The sequence below is a fragment of the Algoriphagus sp. A40 genome (genome assembly GCF_002002735.1).
Lineage (GTDB): Bacteria > Bacteroidota > Bacteroidia > Cytophagales > Cyclobacteriaceae > Algoriphagus.
Window position 1 is genome coordinate 65069 of record NZ_MUNY01000072.1, and the last position, 19018, is coordinate 84086.

Here is a 19018-nt window from a genome sequence, read left to right on the forward strand (position 1 = left end):
GAGGTAATTCTTATTCGGTACGGGCAGGATCAACGGCACCGGTTCGTGCTGGATCAACAAAATCTGTTCGAGCCGGATCTACAGAAAAAGAAGAGGAATCGCCTCCTCCACGGGTTTGACTTTCGGAGAGGTCATCCTCACTTTGATTTTCATCGTCACTAGACGAGTCATCCTGAGAATTGTCCTCGTCATCCGGATCCGGACCGGAAGCCAGGATCATGGCTGCTGCGAGAAATAATATCCTTGCAGGGCTATCTCTCTGAAGGGGAAATGAGTTGTTAGAATACATAAAATGCAATTTATATATGCTAAATATAATTTTTTTGCATCCTAATCCAAATTATATTGCTCTATAATTAGGTCTGATTCACCCCTATTATAACGAAAAGTTATTTCTGTCAAGTCATGCAAGATTATTTGAACTACCAGATGGGTCACAAACGAAATGTTTCATTTCTAGCGGCTTGCTTGTACCTCTTGACTTTTCTGACAGGGCATGCCCAATCTGTGGAAACCCTGCAGGCCGAATTGGAAAAGCTTTCAGCTGTGCCTGGATTCGCCTCTGACACGACCTATCTTAACAAAGCCAATGAACTTGGGTTCGTTTTCGCAGAGAGCAGTCCAGACAGTGCAGTTGTCTTCCTGGAAAAGCAACTGCAGCTTTGCCGGAAAGCCAATTATGAAAAAGGCGAAGCAGAAGCTTTAAAGATCTATGGGAATGCCCTTCAAAACATGGGTGACTTCAAAGGTTCCTTATCCTACTACAATGAGGCTCTTAAGATTGCTGAAGGCATTTCAGGTCAAAAATTGGTCCCAGGCATTTTGAACAATATTGGCCTTGTCAACTACAACCTCGGGAAATATGCAGAAGCGTTAAACAATTTCTATGAGGCCATAAAGGGAGCGGATCAGACAAACGATGCCAATGTCAAAGCTGCCGCCCTCAACAATGTGGCCCTTATTTATTTTGAGCAGGATAAACTCGAGGAGGCAAAAGAAAAATATCGGGAAATGCTGGCCATTTACCAAGAGATCGGCAATCAGGGCCGCATCATACTCGCCTACAACAACATCGGCGATGTGGAACTTAAGCAAAACAATCCATCTGAGGCTTTAAAAAACCTGAAAATCGCCCACCAATCGGCCATTGAATTGAACAGCCCGGAATTTGTGGAAATGACGTCCCGAACTTTGGCTGATATCTATTCGGCGCTAGACAGTGTATCCATAGCTGAGGATCTCTATCAACAATCTATCTCCATGTCCCGAGACAACGGATATGGAGTCCCTTATGCTCACTCCCTGATTGGATTGGCTAAATTGAATTATAAAAAAGGGGAATTAATTCAGGCTTCAGATCTCGCAAAAGAAGGACTGGCACAAGCAGAAAAAATGGCCCAGCCCATGCAGATGCGCAATGCCCATGAATTACTTGCCAAGATTTTTGAAGACGAAGGAAATTACAAAGAAGCGCTCACCAGTTTCCAGCAGTTCAAATTTTACAACGATAGCATCAACACTTCACATTCCCAGCGCCTCACAGCAACCTTGGAATCGGAATATGAATTTTCGAAAAAAACACTGGAGTATGAAAAAGCCAGTCTCCGACAACGATGGATCATATTCTCAGCTTTTGCGGGACTAATTGCTTTCCTGATCATCCTTTTATTGGGATACCGAAACAAAAAACACCTCGACAAAGCTTATCATTCGCTACAGGAGAAAACACATGAAATCGCCTTCAAAAACGGTGAATTGGAAACAACCCTAAAACAGTTAAAATCCACACAATCCCAACTCATCCAATCCGAAAAGATGGCTTCGCTTGGAGAATTGACCGCTGGAATCGCCCATGAAATCCAAAACCCGCTCAACTTCGTCACCAACTTTTCTGAACTCAGCACGGGTATGATTCAGGAAATCCGGGAGGAAAGAGTCAAAAATCCCACTGCCCAAGATCAACAGCTGATCGATGAAATCCTTTCGGATATTCAGGTAAACCTGGGGAAAATCCACCACCACGGAAAGCGGGCGGACGCCATAGTGAAAGGCATGCTGGAACACAGTAGATCAAGTACCGGAGAGAAAGTACCGACTGATATCCAACCTTTGATCAACGAATGCCTGCGTATTTCTTCTCATGGCTTTCGTGTCAAGGACAATTCCTTTTCGGCAGAATTCACCACCGATATGGAGCCGGGTCTCCCTAAAATAATGCTAGTACCGCAGGATATCTCCCGAGTTTTACTCAATCTGTTTAACAATGCATTTTACGCATGTGCTAATCCGGATTTTAGAAAAGAAAATCCAAATTTAAAACCTCAGGTTAAAGTGACTGTCAGCCGGGTTGAAAAGGACTCAAACCCCTTTCTAAAGGTCACAATAACAGACAACGGATCCGGCATACCCAACTCGATCATTGACAAAATTTTCCAGCCTTTTTTCACGACCAAGCCCACCGGTGACGGCACTGGCTTGGGATTATCATTGAGCTATGACATAGTAAAAGCTCACGGAGGAGAATTAAAAGTCAATTCGGTGCCTGGAGAGTTTACCACTTTCACCATTTTTTTACCAGTTTAAAAAACCTAACTTTTACCCTATGAAAATCCTTGTTGTCGATGACGAACGAGATGTGGAAGATCTATTTCGTCAAAAATTCAGAAAAGAGATCCGAAATGAAGGACTTGAATTGCTTTTTGCTTATTCCGGAAAAGAGGCCCTGGAAATACTTGAAAACAACAACCCTCCTCTAGTTGCCAGTGTTTTTTCCGACATCAATATGCCGGGAATGAGCGGCCTGGAAATGCTCGGCATCATCAAAAACCGTTTTCCCCAGCTCCAGGTCAGTATGATCTCTGCTTACGGTGATTCGGAAAACTACCAAAAAGCCATGAGCTACGGAGCGAAAGGATTTTTTACCAAACCAGTAGATTTTGAATCCCTTAGAAAAGAAATAGGTGAGATTTTGAGAAGTTAATACCAAAAATTACCCCTCCTACTCCAGCCAAATTTACACCAAGCAAAGCCACAGAGTAATATGATCCTGGTCAACCTGATCTCTCTTTTCCTTCTTTATTACCTAAAAAAAAGTGCCGGCCCCCAAGGGTTTCCTGAGAACCTCAACAGGTATTTCAAATATGGGATGATTGCCGCTGCCATCCTGATTGCTTTGGGAATAGCAAAGGCACCCCCTGAGATCCTTTTTCAACTGCTTTCCTTTGTATTGGTTGGAGGAATTATTTACCTGATTCTAAATACCCCTGAGCTGGATTACCAAAAGACATTGGCCATCACTCCTTTGCCGATCATTGGGGTCCAGCTTTTGGAATACCTGATCAAAACCATCAGTCCGGCGGTCTTTGATATCCTTGAAAATTACCTCGATGCAGCCGGATTCTTTGCCCTAATCTGGGCGGTGACCATGTGGCTGAATCACCGAAAGCAAATGAAGGAAATTGAGATCGAGCGGATTATCTCAAAAGAACAGGAAAGACAACTCCGAAATACCGAAGAGCAAAAAAGTCAGCTGGAAGTCTTGGTGGCTGAGCGGACCTCAGAAATCCTAAAACAAAAGGAGGAACTTCAGGAAGCCCTCAACGATCTCCAATCCACCCAAGCACAACTTATTCAGCAAGAAAAACTTGCCTCCCTCGGCCAGCTAACGGCTGGTATCGCCCATGAAATTAAAAACCCGCTCAATTTTGTCAATAATTTCTCAGAGCTGAGTGTAGACTTTCTTGAGGAAATCGGGGAAGAAATGGCGAAAATTTCCGAAAGTCCGGAAAAGCAAAATATCCTCGACCTATTGGAAGATGTTAAATCAAATCTTGTGAAAATCAGGCATCACGGTTCTCGTGCTGACGGTATTGTACGGTCTATGCTGATGCATTCACGAGGTGGAACCGGTACCATGGATCCTACCGATCTTAATTTGCTGATCAGGGAGTACTCCAACCTTGCATTCCATGGAATGCGCGCCAATCCCAATCCCATCAATGTGGACATTCAATTGGAACTTGCCGATAACTTGCCCCAGGTCAAGCTCAACGCCGAAGACTTTAGCCGGGTGATTCTGAACTTGGTCAAAAATGCCTTTGATGCCATGAGGGATAAAATTAATGCCCTCGGCAGTGACTATTCGGCCAAGGTAACGATCCGAACCAAAGATTTGGGAGATCAGATTCTGATTGAAGTGGAGGATAACGGCCCAGGTGTACCAGATGAGATTCGGGACAAACTGCTGATGCCATTTTTCACCACTAAAAAAGGAACCGAAGGAACCGGACTTGGGCTCAGCATCACCCACGACATCATCAAGTCCCACGAGGGAAAATTGGACATCGAATCAACGGTGGGTGAATTCACCAGGTTTCGAATTTTGTTGCCTAAAGCAAAACCTTGACCGGTTCAACGGCTATCTTCTTAAACTTAAAATCATCCTCTTGCAAAATGTTGGTTTGTTCGATTTTAATTAATTCCTATTTTAGACTAAACTCAATTTTTATATCAAGCAACTGTAATCCCAACTCTTAACTGCTCTGAAAGTGGATTCTCTTCAAAACAAGAATGAACATAACAAAAAAATTCTTCTCCGACTTTTTGGTAACCTCGAAGAGAACCTACTTACAGAAATTCTGGAAAATGGAAGGACTTCAGAACTAGAAACAGGAACTTTCCTTTTTCACCAAGGTGACCAGGATAATTCACTTTACATCGTGATCTCCGGCAGATTCAGAGCCTTGGCAAAGCAAGAGAACGGCTCATTGCACGCCTTAGGTGATATTGGAGAAGGTGAGCCGATTGGGGAATTTGCGCTCTTTATGGCAGAGCCCCGATCCGCATCAGTAGTCGCCATCCGAAAATCAATCGTGTTGGAACTCAAAGAAACCCAGTACTTGGATATTGTCTCCAAACACCCGGAATTTTCCAGCAAACTCACCCGATTTGTTGTAAACAGACACCGCCGGAATGCGCTTCAACAACACCTGGAGACCTCAGCAAAAAACATTGCAGTCATCAATCTACAATCGAAAATTGATATCTCCGACTACACGGAAGCGGTCAAAAAAGAGTTTGAGTCTCTCGATGTAAGTATCCAAATACTGGACCATGACTCACATGCCAATCTGGAAACCCAGGTAATGTATGACACCTTGGAACAACACAAGGGGTTGAACTTTTTGGTTTGCAGCGATGCTGATATGAATTGGTCAAAACAATGCATCATCTATGCGGATCTCGTGGTTTTGGCGACAGATTTTTATGGGAAAACTGAAATCTATGAGATTGAAAAGCACCTCGATCTGTATTCACAAAACATCCTCAACAAAAAAATCTACTTGCTCCTACTTCACCCCGAAAAAGCAAAATTTCCTGAAAGCACAAGGCGGTGGTTTGTTGACCGAAAAATTGACCTCCACATCCACTATCGGAAAAATCACGGCCCAGACATTCGCCGTTTTGCGCGGATATTGGCCAACAAGGCAATCGGGCTGGTTTTAGGCGGAGGGGGTGCCAAAGGATTTGCACATTTAGGCGTGATCAAAGCTCTAGGCGAAGAAGGAGTAGATATTGACTTTTTAGGAGGCACAAGTGCAGGTGCACTTTATGGTCTTTCTGCTGCTTATTGTGATTTTGATAAGGAGAAAATCGACTTCTACAGCAAAGATTCCGCTCAAAGCAAACTGACAAAAAATGATTTAACTTTCCCCATCATCTCCATTATGTCAGGAAAAAAGATGAGCAACTACATCAAAAAAATAATGGGGAATACGCACTTGGAGGATTTTTGGGTAGGGAGTTATTGTGTATCGACTAATTATTCCAATGCAACTTCGCGGATTCATGACAAAGGCTTGGCTTGGAAACAGATCGAGGCAAGTATCGCCATTCCGGGCATTTACCCTCCGGTAGTGATCGACAATCAGCTTCATGTCGATGGCGGCGTGGTGGACAATCTACCCATCGAAACCATGTACAAGTATCCAGTCAGGCATATCATTGCTATTTCACTTACCCAACTGAAATCACGTCCGGTAGAGTTTGATGAAACCCCAAGTTCAACCAGCATACTTTGGGACAAAATCACCGGAAAGAATAAGTACAGGCTCCCTGGGATAACTTCCATTCTGGTCAATTCGCTAACATTAAACAGCCGACAAAAGCAAGAAATGAGTAAGTCAGGTGTGGCGATTTACCTTGAAATGGAACTTAAGGGTATCGGCATGATGGATGATACCAAATGGAAGCAAATAGTCCAAAAAGGTCACGATCAAATGAAAGAAGCCCTAGAAAACATTCCAAAAAACGAGCGATTTTGGTGACCGATTGAAAAAATTCTTTGGCATGGATTAGAATTCATGATAAGTACCTATCAATCAAGAACTTTTTCCTATTTTCAAGAAATAGTCCAACCCATATTATTTTTATGCAAAAATTATTCTTTAGGAAGGTTTTTTTGTTTGTTACCCTTTATTCCTTACTCCAAATCAAAGGATTATCCCAAATCAACTCCTCACAGGGAATCCCGACAATCACGAATTATTCGGCAACCGATTTCGGAACCGGTGGTCAGCAGATTTGGAGTATCGGTCAGGACCAAAAAGGCTATATCCACATTGGGACAAGTATTGGGATCCTCAAGTATGACAGCAAAAACTGGGATCTGCTGATTTCTCCAATAAAAGGATTTAATACCAATGTTCGAGCCATCCATAAAGCCAAGTCTGGCACATTGTATTATGGTTCTCTGGGAGATCTTGGTTTTTTGTCACAGGATAAATTCGGAAATACGATACAGATTTCTCTACTACACCTACTCACTGAGGAAATTGTTTTCAATGATATCTGGTCTATTCAGGAATTGGATGGGAAAATCTATTTCCAAGCCCGAGAAGCCATTTTCATCTATACTCCAGAAACTGAAGGGCAAAAACCTTCTATTGAAATCTGGAAACCTGATACCCAGTTTATGTATTCCTTCGCAGTAGATGGGATCTTTTATGCCCACCAGATGGATTTGGGGCTGTACCGTCAGCAAAACATCGGACTGGAATTGATCCCCGGAAGCGAGTTTCTGGGTAAAAACCGGGTGCAAGTGTTGCTCTCTTTTGGGCAACCGGGAGAGTTTTTAGTGGGAGCATTTTCCGGCGGCCTTTTTCATTTTGACGGTAAGAATTTCAACCCTTTTGAAACAGAATTTGATTCCCTATTTAATGACCGAAGTCTCTATAAGGGTATCAAACTCTCCGACAATACCTATGCCTTGGGAATACTTGACCATGGAGTGTTCATCATGGACCAAGGGGGCAAAATCATCAGTAAATTCAGCACGAAAAATGGCCTGATTGATGACAGTATCTATTCGCTGTTTCTTGATGAAGCAGGCACCCTTTGGGTAGGTACAAATAACGGACTGTCCAAAATCGAGATTTCTTCTCCCCTGACTCGGTTTGTTTCAACAGAACATGACCTAGGCAGCCTTTTATCCCTCAATGCTTCCAATGGAAATTTATACCTGGGAGGATCTTCGAGTGTCCTTTATTTGGACAAGTCGGATGGGAAAATCAAAAAAGTAGAGGGAATCCCCAATTCACAGATTTTCGATCTGCAGGTGGATGGAGATCAGGTGCTTTCCAGTAATGTGGGAATTTACGCCATTAAAGGTGGGAATTCCGAATTGGTCAGAGGAACAGAAAGTTTCCAAATTCTTCGCATTCTGGTTTCAGAAAAACATCCTGGTTATGTTTTTCTAAGTGGTTCTTTTGGCATCCAGGTTTTGAAAAGAACTCTTTCCTCCAACAAAACTTATCAATACGAAGCCATCGGTGGATTAAACAAAATAGAGCGGTACATCTATACTATGGAAGAAGACTCAGAGGGAAATCTTTGGGGAGGGACCCAATCGGGTGACGTTTTCCAAATTGCCTGGGCAAAAACAGCCTCCGGAAATATTGATTTAAATAATACAACCGTCCGACAATTCGGTGAAGCTGACGGAGTTCCAGGCCTTGCAGGACGAGTATCCAAGGTCAAAGGTAAAATCTATACCTCCGGAATCAATGGCTTTTATCATTTCGACAAAACCGAAAATGCATTTGTGAAGGATACGGTTTTTAGTTTTTCTGATGAGGTTGCAGATATCAATTTAGACTCCTATGCCTTGCAAAGCGATGCTTTGGGACGTGTGCTGATCGACTTCAAAAACGAACGAAAGCTCGCCATACCCAATCCAGACGGCACCTATACCTTGCAGGACTTCCCGATAAATTTATTTACCGGTCGGGTGATATCTGCATTTTATTCCGAGCCCAGCGGGGTGATCTGGTTAGGTTCAGATCAAGGTCTAATCCGAATTGACAATCAAAAAGCCGTCAGCACAGAAATTCCTTTTCCAGTTTATTTCAACCGGATTATTGCCAATGCGGATACTTTAAACCATGAAATCCAACTTGAGGATGACCCCCGCCATGAATTGCCGTTCAAAAACAATTCCATCAAATTTGCCTATGCTTCTCCATTTTACATTCAAGAGAAACTGACCAAATACCAGACTTTTTTGGAGGGTTTTGATCAGGATTGGGGGAAATGGGAAGAAAATTCATTTCGGGAATTCACCAATCTCCCGCACGGAACATACAAGTTCAAGGTCCGGGCAAAAAACATCTATAATTCCATTTCGGATGAAATCTCCTATGAATTCATCATCCTCCCTCCTTGGTATGCCACTTGGTGGGCATATTTCCTTTATGTCCTTGCATTCGGACTTTTAGTGTTCGGATTGGTAAAAATCCAGTCTGGGCGACTAGTTGCCATCGAAAAAGAACGGGCAAGACAAAAAGAACTAGAACATGCCCGGGAAATCGAGCATGCCTATCAAAACCTAAAAGCCACCCAAGAACAGCTCCTTCAACAAGAAAAACTGGCTTCTCTCGGACAACTCACCGCAGGCATCGCCCATGAGATCAAAAACCCGCTCAACTTCGTCAACAACTTCGCAGATGTGAGTATGGAGCTTATAGATGATATGAGAGAGGAGCTTCAGAATGACAATAAGGACGAAGCCTTGGCGCTATCAGAAGATATCAAAAGCAACCTGCTTAAAATTCATCTTCACGGAACTCGAGCCGACAATATTGTGAAATCCATGCTGCTTCACAGTCGCGGCGGCAGTGGGAAAATGGAGCCGACCGACCTAAATGCAATGATTCAGGAATTTTCCAATCTCGCATTCCACGGCATGCGCGCCTCCAAAAATCCAATTAGCGTAGGAATCACTTTAGAATTGGATGAAAAAATAGGTGAAATCCCTCTTTTCACAGATGATTTTAGCCGTGTCATCCTCAACTTGTGCAACAATGCTTTCGATGCCATGCGTGAAAAAATGGGATTGGAGGAAACCAAAAAAAACAAATACACCCCAGAGCTGGCAATTACATCCAAATCCCTGGCTGATGGAGTCGAAATTAATTTTAAAGACAATGGCCCCGGGATTCCGGAAGAGATTCAGGACAAAATTCTTCAGCCTTTCTTCACTACCAAAAAGGGAACTGAGGGAACCGGGCTTGGGCTAAGTATTACCCATGATATAATTAAGCGACACGAGGGCAAGCTGACAATCCACTCCCAATTGGGCAAAGGCACGCAATTCATCATTTTTTTACCAAACAAAAACTAAAAACCTATGAAAATTTTATTTGTTGATGACGAAAAAGATGTGGAAGCATTGTTCCGCCAAAAGTTCCGAAAGGAAATCAAATCAGGCGAGATTGAGCTTGCCTTTGCTTTTTCGGGCAAGGAAGCTTTGAACATCTTGGGAGAAGAAAACCCTCCCAAATTTGTCTATGTTTTCTCCGACATCAATATGCCGGGAATGAGCGGTTTGGAGCTGTTGGATCAGATCAAAACCCGCTTTCCAAACATTCAGGTCAGCATGATTTCAGCCTATGGTGACAGTGAAAACTACGACCGGGCCATGAATTCAGGCGCGAAAGGATTCTTCACCAAGCCGGTGGATTTTGAACGCCTGAAAACAGAAATCGCCGAAATGGTCAAAAACCAATAATCTCAACAAAACCTATTTCCGGAAGGAAAATTATGGACGCGATCAAGGAGAAACTTCTATCAGATACAGTTCAGAGAGTCTTGGATATGATCGTTCAGGTAAATTTTCCGCTGGATTCCATTGATGCTTTTGTGGTTTCGGATGTGATGGGCTTTGGCACAACCGTGGATGAAAAAATTCTTGGGCTCGAAGGGTTAAAAAAACTGATTGCCGATCAGCAGGTCCAATCCAAAGGCCTTGATCTGAAATTTAAAACCAGCCTCATCCACAGCCGGATTTTTGCACGGGAAAATGCCGCCTTTTATTCGTATGATTTTACCATCACCATTAAAATCGGTACCGAAGAAACCTTTCTTCCCTTGCGGTTCAGTATAGTGTTTGAATACATGGATGACCAATGGAAACTGGTTCATTGGCATGGCTCACAGGCGGTAAATTCAGAAGGGGATACTTGGCACCGAAATGAGCTGGTCAGAAAAAATGAAGCTCTTCAAAAACTTGTCGGTGAAAAAACCGCCGACTTGGCCCAAAAGAATGCCCAGCTTGAGAAGGCCATTCAAACCTTGAAAGAAACCCAAGACCAGCTCATCCAGCAGGAAAAACTGGCTTCATTGGGCCAACTCACAGCCGGCATCGCCCATGAAATCAAAAATCCATTGAATTTTGTCAACAATTTCTCCGAACTCAGCACAGATTTTATTGACGAGATCGAAGTAGAGTTGGAAAAAACTGCAGAAAGTCCGGAAAAGGAAAACATCAAAGAATTGTTGCATGATATCAAATCCAATCTCGGCAAAATCAGACATCATGGATCACGGGCAGACAGCATTGTCAAGTCCATGCTGATGCATTCCCGAGGTGGGGCTGGCACCGTAGAACCCACCGATCTAAATGCTTTAATCCGGGAATATGCCAATCTGGCCTTTCATGGCATGCGGGCCAACAAAAATCCGATCAATGTTGATATTCGGTTGGATTTGGATGAAACAATTGGACTTGTTTCATTGAATGCTGAGGACTTTAGTCGAGTGGTACTCAACTTGATAAAAAACGCTTTTGATGCTATGCGCGACAAAATAAGTGTGGTAGGATCAGATTATAAAGCTAAATTAGAAATCAGAACCATGAACTTACCAAACAAGGTCTTGGTCGAGGTGGAGGACAATGGACCGGGTGTTCCGGAAGAAATACGAGACAAACTTTTGATGCCTTTTTTCACTACAAAAAAAGGTACTGAGGGAACTGGGTTAGGATTGAGTATTACCCACGATATCATCAAATCTCACCTTGGCTCGTTGGAAATTGAATCATCGGTAGGAGAATTTACCCGATTCAGGATTGAATTACCAATAAATTAAACTTAACTTTTTTCGCATGAAAATTTTAATTGTAGATGATGAGCAGGATGTAGAAATCATGTTTCTCCAGAAATTCAGAAGAGAAATAAAAAGTAAACTGCTCGAGGTTGAATTCGCTTTTTCAGGACAACAAGCGCTGGATTATTTGGGCCAATCAGGCTCACCTGACGTGGTATATGTTTTTTCAGACATCAACATGCCCGGAATGAGTGGGTTGGAGCTTTTGGAAAATATCAAAAGCAGATTTCCCCACATTCAGGTAAGTATGATTTCAGCCTATGGTGACAAAGAAAATTATAACAAAGCCATCAAATCCGGGGCAAAAGGATTTTTTACCAAACCGGTGGATTTTGAATCCCTCAAAAATGAAATAGCAGAATTGCTTACTGACAAATAGAATGGCAAAAATCCTGGTAGTGGATGATGAGGAAGATTTGGAAATGCTCTTCCGCCAGAAGTACAGACAAAAGATTCGTTCGGGAGAGTACGAAATGTACTTTGCCTTGAATGGTCAGCTGGCCCTTGATCTTCTAAAAGAGAATCCCGATGTGGACATGATTCTCAGCGACATCAATATGCCAGTAATGGATGGCCTGACCTTGCTGTCCAATACCAAAGAACAAAATCCCCTGTTAAAAACAGTGATCATTTCGGCCTACGGAGATATGGAAAATATCCGCAAGGCGATGAACTTAGGTGCGTTTGACTTCGTCACCAAACCGGTAGATTTTCAAGACTTGGAGATCACCGTTGAAAAAACACTGCACTACATCAATCAGATCAAATCCAATATCAAGGCTATCCGGGAAAATAACATTCTCCGAATGTATGTGGATGAGACCGTGCTGAGTTTTATGGGGGGAAAAGAAATTGAGGCGGCCCTGATGGAAAATGAAACCATAGTAGGCACGGTGGCATTTATAGACCTTTGTGGATTTACGAGAATTTCCGAAAACGAAGACCCAAATACCGTTGTCGGCTTGCTCAACGAATACTTTGATCTCATGGTCAGAGAAATCATCGATGAAAAAGGAAGTGTGGATAAGTTTATCGGTGATGCAGTAATGGCTGTCTTTCAGGGACCAAATCATCTCCAAAGAGCCATTACAAGCTGCATTGCCATTCGTGACAAAATGGAAGTCATACCTGAGTATTCAGTAACTACCCATTTCAAACCTCAAGTTTCTATCGGGATCAATTCCGGTGAAATGGTCTCAGGTAACATCGGGTCCAAATCCCTGAAGCGCCTGGATTATACTGTGATCGGCGATACAGTAAATGTGGCTGCAAGGCTACAGTCAAAAGCCAATCCCGGACAGATTTTAATCATGGACCACTGCCAAGCACAGGTACAGGATACCTTCAAGTTTAACCGCATCGGCGAAATGCCATTGAAAAATAAGGCCAATCCAGTAACAGTTTTTGAGGTATTGAGCTAGACCACCCGCTGATTTTTATGGTTTCGCTCTTTCGAAAAATCCGCCAAAAGCTTCTTCACCAAAACCGGATCATGCAATATCTGGCCTATGCGATAGGAGAGATATTTTTGGTTGTGATCGGAATTTTAATCGCCCTCCAGATCAATACCTGGAATGAGATCCGAAAAACCAGGCAATACGAACTCAAAATGCTTTTGGAACTTAAAAAGACGCTGGAAAAAGATCACAGGTATTTTTCAACACAGATTCCAAGGCTGACCAATAAGCAAGCTGCGGCCAATCGGCTACTTGAAATGATTGAGACTCAGGAGGAGAGTCTCGACTCAATAAATAAATACTTTGCCGACTTGAGGTTTGATGTATTGTTCCAATACAATGCCGGAGCCTATGGATCCATAAAATCCGGAGGGATTGACAAAATCTCCAATGATTCCATCAGGTCCCAAATGGCCGATATCTATGAATTTTTGATCCCCCGGTCTGAAAAGATTTTTGAAAAACTTGCAGAAGCAGATCCGGTTGAAAACGCATTGGTAGAAAAGCTGACCCAACGTGTAATCATCCAAAGAGGAAGTGGCGAGAAGATAATTCAGGGAAAAATCTTAGACCCAAAAATAATCAACAGGGAGGAGTTTCTACAATTGATTCAAATTCACAAAAACAACACCTATGTCACCAAATCACGCCTAGAAAGCCTTCTTCCACCGATGGATCGATTGATTCTGTTGATTGATGAAGAATTGGAAACCGCATCAGACAATCCCTGAAATTAATGGTTTCTTTTTATCACTGGTTGGTTTTTTAGTGAAACCAACCAGAAAAATGTCCGAATGCGATCTATTTAAAGGTTGATAAGGGTCGGGATTTGCAAATTCCCAAAGATTCCGAGTAGATTAATTGCCCAAATACTTATTTAATATGAGAAAACTTTTCCAACCCGCACTACTGGTTGCTTTTGGTGCTTCGGTCAGTTTTGCTTCTTTGGTTCCCAATCCGGCTGGGGACTTATTTCCCCTGAAAAAGGAAGTCAAAGATCAAACTGACAGTGTAAAAAAAGACAGCCTAAACTACCCTAAATTCAAAGACCTTCCTCTCAAGCCTGAGCGAGAAGTCAAATTTACCACCAAAGAAGGTACCTGGATGAGTGTCGATGTGAGCCCCGACGGCAAGACCATTGCATTTGATCTCATGGGAGACATCTACACTGTTCCCATTGAAGGCGGAAAAGCCACTCCGTTTACAAGCGGAATTGCTTACGAAACCCATCCCCGCTATTCTCCTGACGGAAACCAAATCCTTTTCACCTCCGACCGAGCCGGCAGTGATAACCTATGGTACATTGATATGGTGAAAAAGGACACTGTCCAAGTCACCAAAGACAAAAATGGAGATGTTCCAGGGGCACATTGGACACCGGATGGAGAGTACATTATCGTCTCCAAAGGACGTAGAATCGCCAAACTCTGGATGTACCACAAAGACGGCGGAGGAGGCATTCAGCTGAATGAAAATCCTGCCACCATGAAAACCATTGACCCCTTTGTGAGTCCGGATGGAAAAAAGGTCTATTTCTCCCAGAGATTTGGATCTTGGAATTACAACGCACTTTTGCCCCAGTACCAAATCGGAACTTATGATTTTGAAAAAGGGGAAATCACCGGCATTACTTCCCGCTACGGATCAGCTTTTACACCTACGCTCAGCAAAGACGGAATGTGGATGGTATATGGATCACGATGGGAGGACAAAACAGGACTTGTACTTCGAAATCTGAAAACGGGTGAGGAAAAATGGCTTGCTTATCCCGTCCAGCGTGATGAACAGGAATCCATCGCCCCACAGGGGGTACTTCCTGCCATGGCTTTCACACCGGACAGCAAGTCCATTATTGCTTCCTATGGCGGCAAAATCTGGAAACTTTCCGTTGATGGAAGTCCAGCGGTCGAGATTCCTTTTGAAGCAGATGTCAAATTGGCCATGGGTCCAAGGCTGTATTTCAACTACGAAATCAAAGACACGACGGCAAAACTTGCAACACAAATCCGGGATGCGGTACCTTCTCCTGACGGAAAAAAACTCGCATTCACCGTACTCAACCGATTGTATGTGATGGATTATCCAAACGGCAATCCAACCCGTGTCACCAGCAACCAATTTACGGAAGCGATGCCTTCCTGGAGTCCTGACGGTAAGCAGCTAGTGTTCACCACCTGGGACGAAAAACTTGGCGGTCATCTCTTTAAGGCAGCTATCGGAGGTGGAGTCACCAAATTAACAACTGAATCTGCACTTTACTATACTCCGGTTTGGGGACCAAACAACAAGATCCTTGTCTACAAAGGATCCAACCGACTGCTTCAGGAAGCAGAAGGACCAGGAATAAGTGGCGCAGAGGCAGAGTTGGTTTGGATGCCAGCCTCGGGTGGTGCATTCCGAAAAATCATGAATGCCGGAAACAATGGCAATCCGCATTTCACCCAGGATACGACCAGAATATTTCTAAACGGACCAGGTGGTGCCTTACTAAGCGTGAAGTGGGACGGAACAGACGAGAAAATTTACGCTCGAATTACAGGAATCACTCCTTTCGGATCGGCTGCAGATCCGCATTCTGATCATGAACATGCAAGTCTGGAGGAAGCCTCTACAGTTCGTTATGTGATGGGCAAGCCAATTTCCAATGCAGATGCAGTGAATTATTGCATGCTTCCTGAGGGTTCCAATTCCCGTGAACCTCAAATGATGCCTGCCAGTGCAAGTACCATTTATATGGCACCAGTTGGAAATAAAGCTTTGGCACAAGTCAACAATAACGTCTATGTGATCACCATTCCTTCTGCCGGCAAAGTCCCCACCATCAATGTTGCAGAACCAGCGGCCAGCAATTTTCCAGCTCGCCAGCTTACTGAAATAGGAGGGGAATGGCCGGCATGGGAAGCAAGTGGCAAAAAAGTGCATTGGTCTCTTGGCAACGGACATTGGGTCTATGACATCGATCGGGCTGATTTTGTGGATGATTCTGTCAAAACCGCTAAAAAGTTAAAAATGTTGGCAGATGCAGACAGTGTTTCGGCCTTGAAAGCACAGGGTGACGATGCGGTGAAACTTGCAGACTCTCTTGCGAAAGCAGATAAAAAACGAATCGATTCCCTTTTCAAAGCCGATAAAGAATTATTCAAAGCTGACAGCATTCACAAAGCCCAGCTGAAAGAAAAGGAAACTTACAAGCCGGCTGAAAATCAGGTTAAAGTCTTCTTTGCCAAGGATACTCCTAGCGGAAGCATACTCCTCAAAAATGCCCGAATCGTAACCATGAAAGGTTCCGAAGTCATCGAAAACGGGGATATTCTCATAGAAAATAATCGAATCAAAGCTGTAGGCCCTACGGGTACCCTGGATGCCGGAAATGCAAAAGTCATCGATGCCACCGGAAAAACGATTACACCTGGATTCATTGATACTCACGCGCATATGTGGCCAACCTGGGGTTTACACAAAAATTCAGTGTGGATCTATGCCGCAAACCTAGCCTATGGAGTAACGACCACCCGAGACCCTCAGACGGCAACTACTGACGTCTTGACTTACGGTGATATGGTCGAAGCCGGGATGGTACCAGGGCCGAGAGTTTATTCCACTGGACCGGGTGTCGGCTATTGGATGTACAACATGAAGTCTTTGGATCAAACCAAAAATGTCCTCAAGCAATACAGCAAATACTACAACACCCAATACATCAAGATGTATCTGGTGGGTAACAGACAGCATCGTCAGTGGGTAATCATGGCTGCCAATGAGCAAAAACTGATGCCGACCACGGAAGGTGGCTTGGATTACAAACTCAACATGACACAGTTATTTGATGGCTATCCAGGGCATGAACACGCGATTCCGATTCATCCGCTTTATAGTGATGTGACCAAAACCATTGCCGAAAGTAAAATGGCCTATACACCGACTTTGCTTGTGGCATACGGCGGGCCTTGGGCAGAAAACTTTTATTACACCACTGAAAGTCCACTTCACGATCCGAAGCTGAACCGCTTTACTCCGTACAATGAACTTAACTCCAAAGCTAGAAGAAGAGCAGGAGGACTTGGAGGTTGGTTTGCACCCGAAGATCACGTCTTCCAGAAACACGCCAAGGGAGTGAATTCAATCGTGACTCAGGGTGGACTTGCAGGTATTGGATCTCATGGCCAGTTGCAAGGATTGGGCTACCACTGGGAGCTTTGGTCAGTGGCCAGCGGAGGAATGAGCAATCTCGATGCGATGCGAGTAGCGACCATTCTAGGCGCGGAATCTCTCGGTCTGGACAAGGATCTTGGAAGCATCGAAATCGGAAAATTGGCCGACTTGGTGATCATGGATAAAAATCCTTTGGAAAATATCCGAAATACCAATTCCATCACGCATGTGGTGAAAAACGGACGAGTGTATGATGGAAATACTTTGGACGAAGTCCTACCAACTCCTAGAAAACTGGATGTCAGCTCCTGGACTAAAGCCACTCCGACAGTGACTACCAGCGTGCAGGACTAAAATTGAAATTGGAAAAACAAAAAACCAGCTCGATTGAGCTGGTTTTTTTTATGCTTAGATAAAGTGGGCTCCAAAATTAAAAATTACCCTTTCAATTCTTCCATTTCCTTTTTTAATTCGGGTAAATCCATAATTACAATCTTCCAAAGTGTGGTTGGGTCTATAGAGTCATAGGCGTGTACTATCATATTCCTCAAACCAATAATGTCTTTTGAACTTTTGATTTTTATGCTTGGATCTAAGTGGAGGATCTTTTTGATAGCTTCTCCAATAATTTCTAGATCCCTTTCCACTGTGCGAACAGCCATAAAGTTTGCGGAGAATTTTGAATAATTGCTTTGGTGAATTTCAACCACTTTTTCAAGTTCTTCAATTACCGATTCAATGTCCAAAATGTACTTCAAAACTTCTCTAGGCGGCATAGAGTGTGATTTTAGTTTTGTCGAGTTCCTCTTTGAAAATTGGATTTTTTACTACTCGATAAGAAATAAGGTCAACCTTTCGACCAAACAATTTTTCCAAGGCATTTTGTAGCGAAAAAAATGCTTCTCCATGTTCCAAAGGAGTTAATTTTTCGGAAAATAAAACTGCAAAATCAAGATCACTTTCAGGTTTAAATACACCATTAACAGCAGACCCAAATAGAAATAACTTTGAAACAAAATGATCCTTGCAAATCATTTTTATCTCTTCGCTATGGTCTCTTATTTGGCTAATCATATTTAAATGTAGTGAATTTTGAAAATTTCATCAGTTCCCATTTTTTTAAGGTGTGGCCCTTATTGTTCAGTTTAAAACCAAAATTGCAGTATTCAGCGCAGTAGCAAAAGTCACCCAAAGCAAATAAGGAACCATCAATCCTGAGGCGAGAGGACTGAATTTTTTAAACTGAATGATACAAAATACAATCGCCACCCAAAGCGGACCAATCACCAAAAGCCCAAATATGGGTGACTGCATTCCGAAAAAAGCGGGAGACCATAGAGCGTTCAAAATCAATTGAATAAAATAAAGTTTCAGCAGAGCTTTCTTTTGGGGATAATCACTTTTCCAAATTAGGTAACAAGCAATACCCATCAAGATATAAAGCAAAGTCCAGGTTGGACCAAAAAGCCAATTTGGAGGATTCCAACTGGGCTTATTGAGTGTCGAATACCAACTTTGTATAGCCGTTATTGTGAAAAATGCTCCCAAACCTCCCGCAACTTGCGGTAAAGCTAGGCTGACAATCAACTTGAGGTAGTTTGGCATCCTTAGATGGTTTCAAGGAGCGTTCGAAAAGCGATTGCTTTGTCACCATATCTTCCCTGGGTTTTGGCTCTTAGCTGAGCAGCATGCTTGCTTTCGTACTCCATCATCAGTTTTAGACTATCGGTGAAATATTGAATACAATAGTTCAATGAACCATCTTCGGAGTCATGAATTAGTCTGAAAATCTTATGCTCATGAAATATCCCGGTGGCCAAAACTTCCGGGATATGGGTAGATTTCATCCATAAAATAAAGTCCTCCTCGATGTCCGGGGTTACATTGAAGGTGATATTGTAGAGAATCATATCAGTGAATTTGGTTTTCTTTACTTTTGTGGCCAACAATTAAGGGCATCCAAAGTT

At 43.1% G+C, this 19018-nt stretch carries 16 protein-coding genes; 11 read left to right on the plus strand and 5 right to left on the minus strand.

All coding sequences use genetic code 11. The features are described from left to right. Positions 1-10: 10 nt before the first annotated feature. Entirely contained in the window at positions 11-289 is a 279-nt protein-coding gene (locus B0E43_RS17850; protein WP_077352292.1) for a hypothetical protein, read from the minus strand. 116 nt (positions 290-405) lie between these two features. Here B0E43_RS17850 and B0E43_RS23195 point away from each other — a divergent pair, with 116 nt between their 5' ends. From B0E43_RS23195 to B0E43_RS17905, 11 genes are all read left to right on the plus strand, one after another. Next, the gene (locus B0E43_RS23195) at positions 406-2583 is read left to right on the plus strand and encodes a tetratricopeptide repeat protein (RefSeq protein ID WP_077352294.1); all 2178 of its coding nucleotides are present in this window, start codon (positions 406-408) and stop codon (positions 2581-2583) included. A gap of 19 nt (positions 2584-2602) precedes the next feature. Then, complete coding sequence (locus tag B0E43_RS17860; RefSeq protein WP_077352296.1) at positions 2603-2980, plus strand: response regulator; 378 nt, start codon at positions 2603-2605, stop codon at positions 2978-2980. Positions 2981-3040: 60 nt separating this feature from the next. Beyond that, the gene (locus tag B0E43_RS17865) at positions 3041-4405 is read left to right on the plus strand and encodes a sensor histidine kinase (protein WP_077352298.1); all 1365 of its coding nucleotides are present in this window, start codon (positions 3041-3043) and stop codon (positions 4403-4405) included. A 142-nt stretch (positions 4406-4547) separates the two neighbouring features. Beyond that, positions 4548-6326 (plus strand): patatin-like phospholipase family protein, encoded by a 1779-nt coding sequence (locus tag B0E43_RS17870; RefSeq protein ID WP_077352300.1) that lies wholly within the window; start codon positions 4548-4550, stop codon positions 6324-6326. 104 nt (positions 6327-6430) lie between these two features. After that, positions 6431-9679: an ATP-binding protein gene (locus B0E43_RS17875; protein ID WP_077352302.1), complete on the plus strand. Its 3249-nt coding sequence runs from the start codon at positions 6431-6433 to the stop codon at positions 9677-9679. Between the two features lie 6 nt (positions 9680-9685). After that, on the plus strand, positions 9686-10066 hold the full coding sequence (locus B0E43_RS17880; protein WP_077352304.1) for a response regulator: 381 nt from the start codon (positions 9686-9688) through the stop codon (positions 10064-10066). Between the two features lie 32 nt (positions 10067-10098). Next, on the plus strand, positions 10099-11424 hold the full coding sequence (locus B0E43_RS17885) for a sensor histidine kinase (protein ID WP_077352306.1): 1326 nt from the start codon (positions 10099-10101) through the stop codon (positions 11422-11424). Between the two features lie 16 nt (positions 11425-11440). After that, positions 11441-11821, plus strand: a complete 381-nt coding sequence (locus tag B0E43_RS17890; RefSeq protein ID WP_077352308.1) for a response regulator — start codon at positions 11441-11443, stop codon at positions 11819-11821. Between the two features lies 1 nt (position 11822). Then, complete coding sequence (locus tag B0E43_RS17895) at positions 11823-12863, plus strand: adenylate/guanylate cyclase domain-containing protein (protein ID WP_077352310.1); 1041 nt, start codon at positions 11823-11825, stop codon at positions 12861-12863. Positions 12864-12880: 17 nt separating this feature from the next. Beyond that, a complete protein-coding gene (locus B0E43_RS17900) occupies positions 12881-13630 on the plus strand; it encodes a DUF6090 family protein (RefSeq protein WP_077352312.1) in 750 nt (249 codons plus the stop codon). Between the two features lie 151 nt (positions 13631-13781). Then, positions 13782-17405: an amidohydrolase family protein gene (locus B0E43_RS17905; RefSeq protein ID WP_077352314.1), complete on the plus strand. Its 3624-nt coding sequence runs from the start codon at positions 13782-13784 to the stop codon at positions 17403-17405. Positions 17406-17488: 83 nt separating this feature from the next. Here the strand turns inward: B0E43_RS17905 and B0E43_RS17910 are convergent, their stop codons facing one another. From B0E43_RS17910 to B0E43_RS17925, 4 genes are all read right to left on the minus strand, one after another. After that, a complete protein-coding gene (locus tag B0E43_RS17910; RefSeq protein ID WP_077352316.1) occupies positions 17489-17827 on the minus strand; it encodes a DUF86 domain-containing protein in 339 nt (112 codons plus the stop codon). Further along, a complete protein-coding gene (locus B0E43_RS17915) occupies positions 17817-18125 on the minus strand; it encodes a nucleotidyltransferase family protein (RefSeq protein WP_077352318.1) in 309 nt (102 codons plus the stop codon). The genes B0E43_RS17910 and B0E43_RS17915 overlap by 11 nt, the downstream gene beginning before the upstream one ends. A 66-nt stretch (positions 18126-18191) precedes the next feature. Beyond that, complete coding sequence (locus B0E43_RS17920; protein WP_077352320.1) at positions 18192-18656, minus strand: TspO/MBR family protein; 465 nt, start codon at positions 18654-18656, stop codon at positions 18192-18194. Between the two features lie 2 nt (positions 18657-18658). Then, entirely contained in the window at positions 18659-18961 is a 303-nt protein-coding gene (locus B0E43_RS17925; protein ID WP_077352859.1) for a DUF4286 family protein, read from the minus strand. Positions 18962-19018 lie beyond the last annotated feature (57 nt).

Bases quoted from the DNA above. Each gene is read 5' to 3' on its own strand.
- B0E43_RS17850 (WP_077352292.1), bottom strand. From the start codon at position 289: ATGTATTCTAACAACTCATTTCCCCTTCAGAGAGATAGCCCTGCAAGG.
- B0E43_RS23195 (WP_077352294.1), top strand. From the start codon at position 406: ATGCAAGATTATTTGAACTACCAGATGGGTCACAAACGAAATGTTTCA.
- B0E43_RS17860 (WP_077352296.1), top strand. From the start codon at position 2,603: ATGAAAATCCTTGTTGTCGATGACGAACGAGATGTGGAAGATCTATTT.
- B0E43_RS17865 (WP_077352298.1), top strand. From the start codon at position 3,041: ATGATCCTGGTCAACCTGATCTCTCTTTTCCTTCTTTATTACCTAAAA.
- B0E43_RS17875 (WP_077352302.1), top strand. From the start codon at position 6,431: ATGCAAAAATTATTCTTTAGGAAGGTTTTTTTGTTTGTTACCCTTTAT.
- B0E43_RS17880 (WP_077352304.1), top strand. From the start codon at position 9,686: ATGAAAATTTTATTTGTTGATGACGAAAAAGATGTGGAAGCATTGTTC.
- B0E43_RS17885 (WP_077352306.1), top strand. From the start codon at position 10,099: ATGGACGCGATCAAGGAGAAACTTCTATCAGATACAGTTCAGAGAGTC.
- B0E43_RS17890 (WP_077352308.1), top strand. From the start codon at position 11,441: ATGAAAATTTTAATTGTAGATGATGAGCAGGATGTAGAAATCATGTTT.
- B0E43_RS17895 (WP_077352310.1), top strand. From the start codon at position 11,823: ATGGCAAAAATCCTGGTAGTGGATGATGAGGAAGATTTGGAAATGCTC.
- B0E43_RS17900 (WP_077352312.1), top strand. From the start codon at position 12,881: ATGGTTTCGCTCTTTCGAAAAATCCGCCAAAAGCTTCTTCACCAAAAC.
- B0E43_RS17905 (WP_077352314.1), top strand. From the start codon at position 13,782: ATGAGAAAACTTTTCCAACCCGCACTACTGGTTGCTTTTGGTGCTTCG.
- B0E43_RS17910 (WP_077352316.1), bottom strand. From the start codon at position 17,827: ATGCCGCCTAGAGAAGTTTTGAAGTACATTTTGGACATTGAATCGGTA.
- B0E43_RS17915 (WP_077352318.1), bottom strand. From the start codon at position 18,125: ATGATTAGCCAAATAAGAGACCATAGCGAAGAGATAAAAATGATTTGC.
- B0E43_RS17920 (WP_077352320.1), bottom strand. From the start codon at position 18,656: ATGCCAAACTACCTCAAGTTGATTGTCAGCCTAGCTTTACCGCAAGTT.
- B0E43_RS17925 (WP_077352859.1), bottom strand. From the start codon at position 18,961: ATGATTCTCTACAATATCACCTTCAATGTAACCCCGGACATCGAGGAG.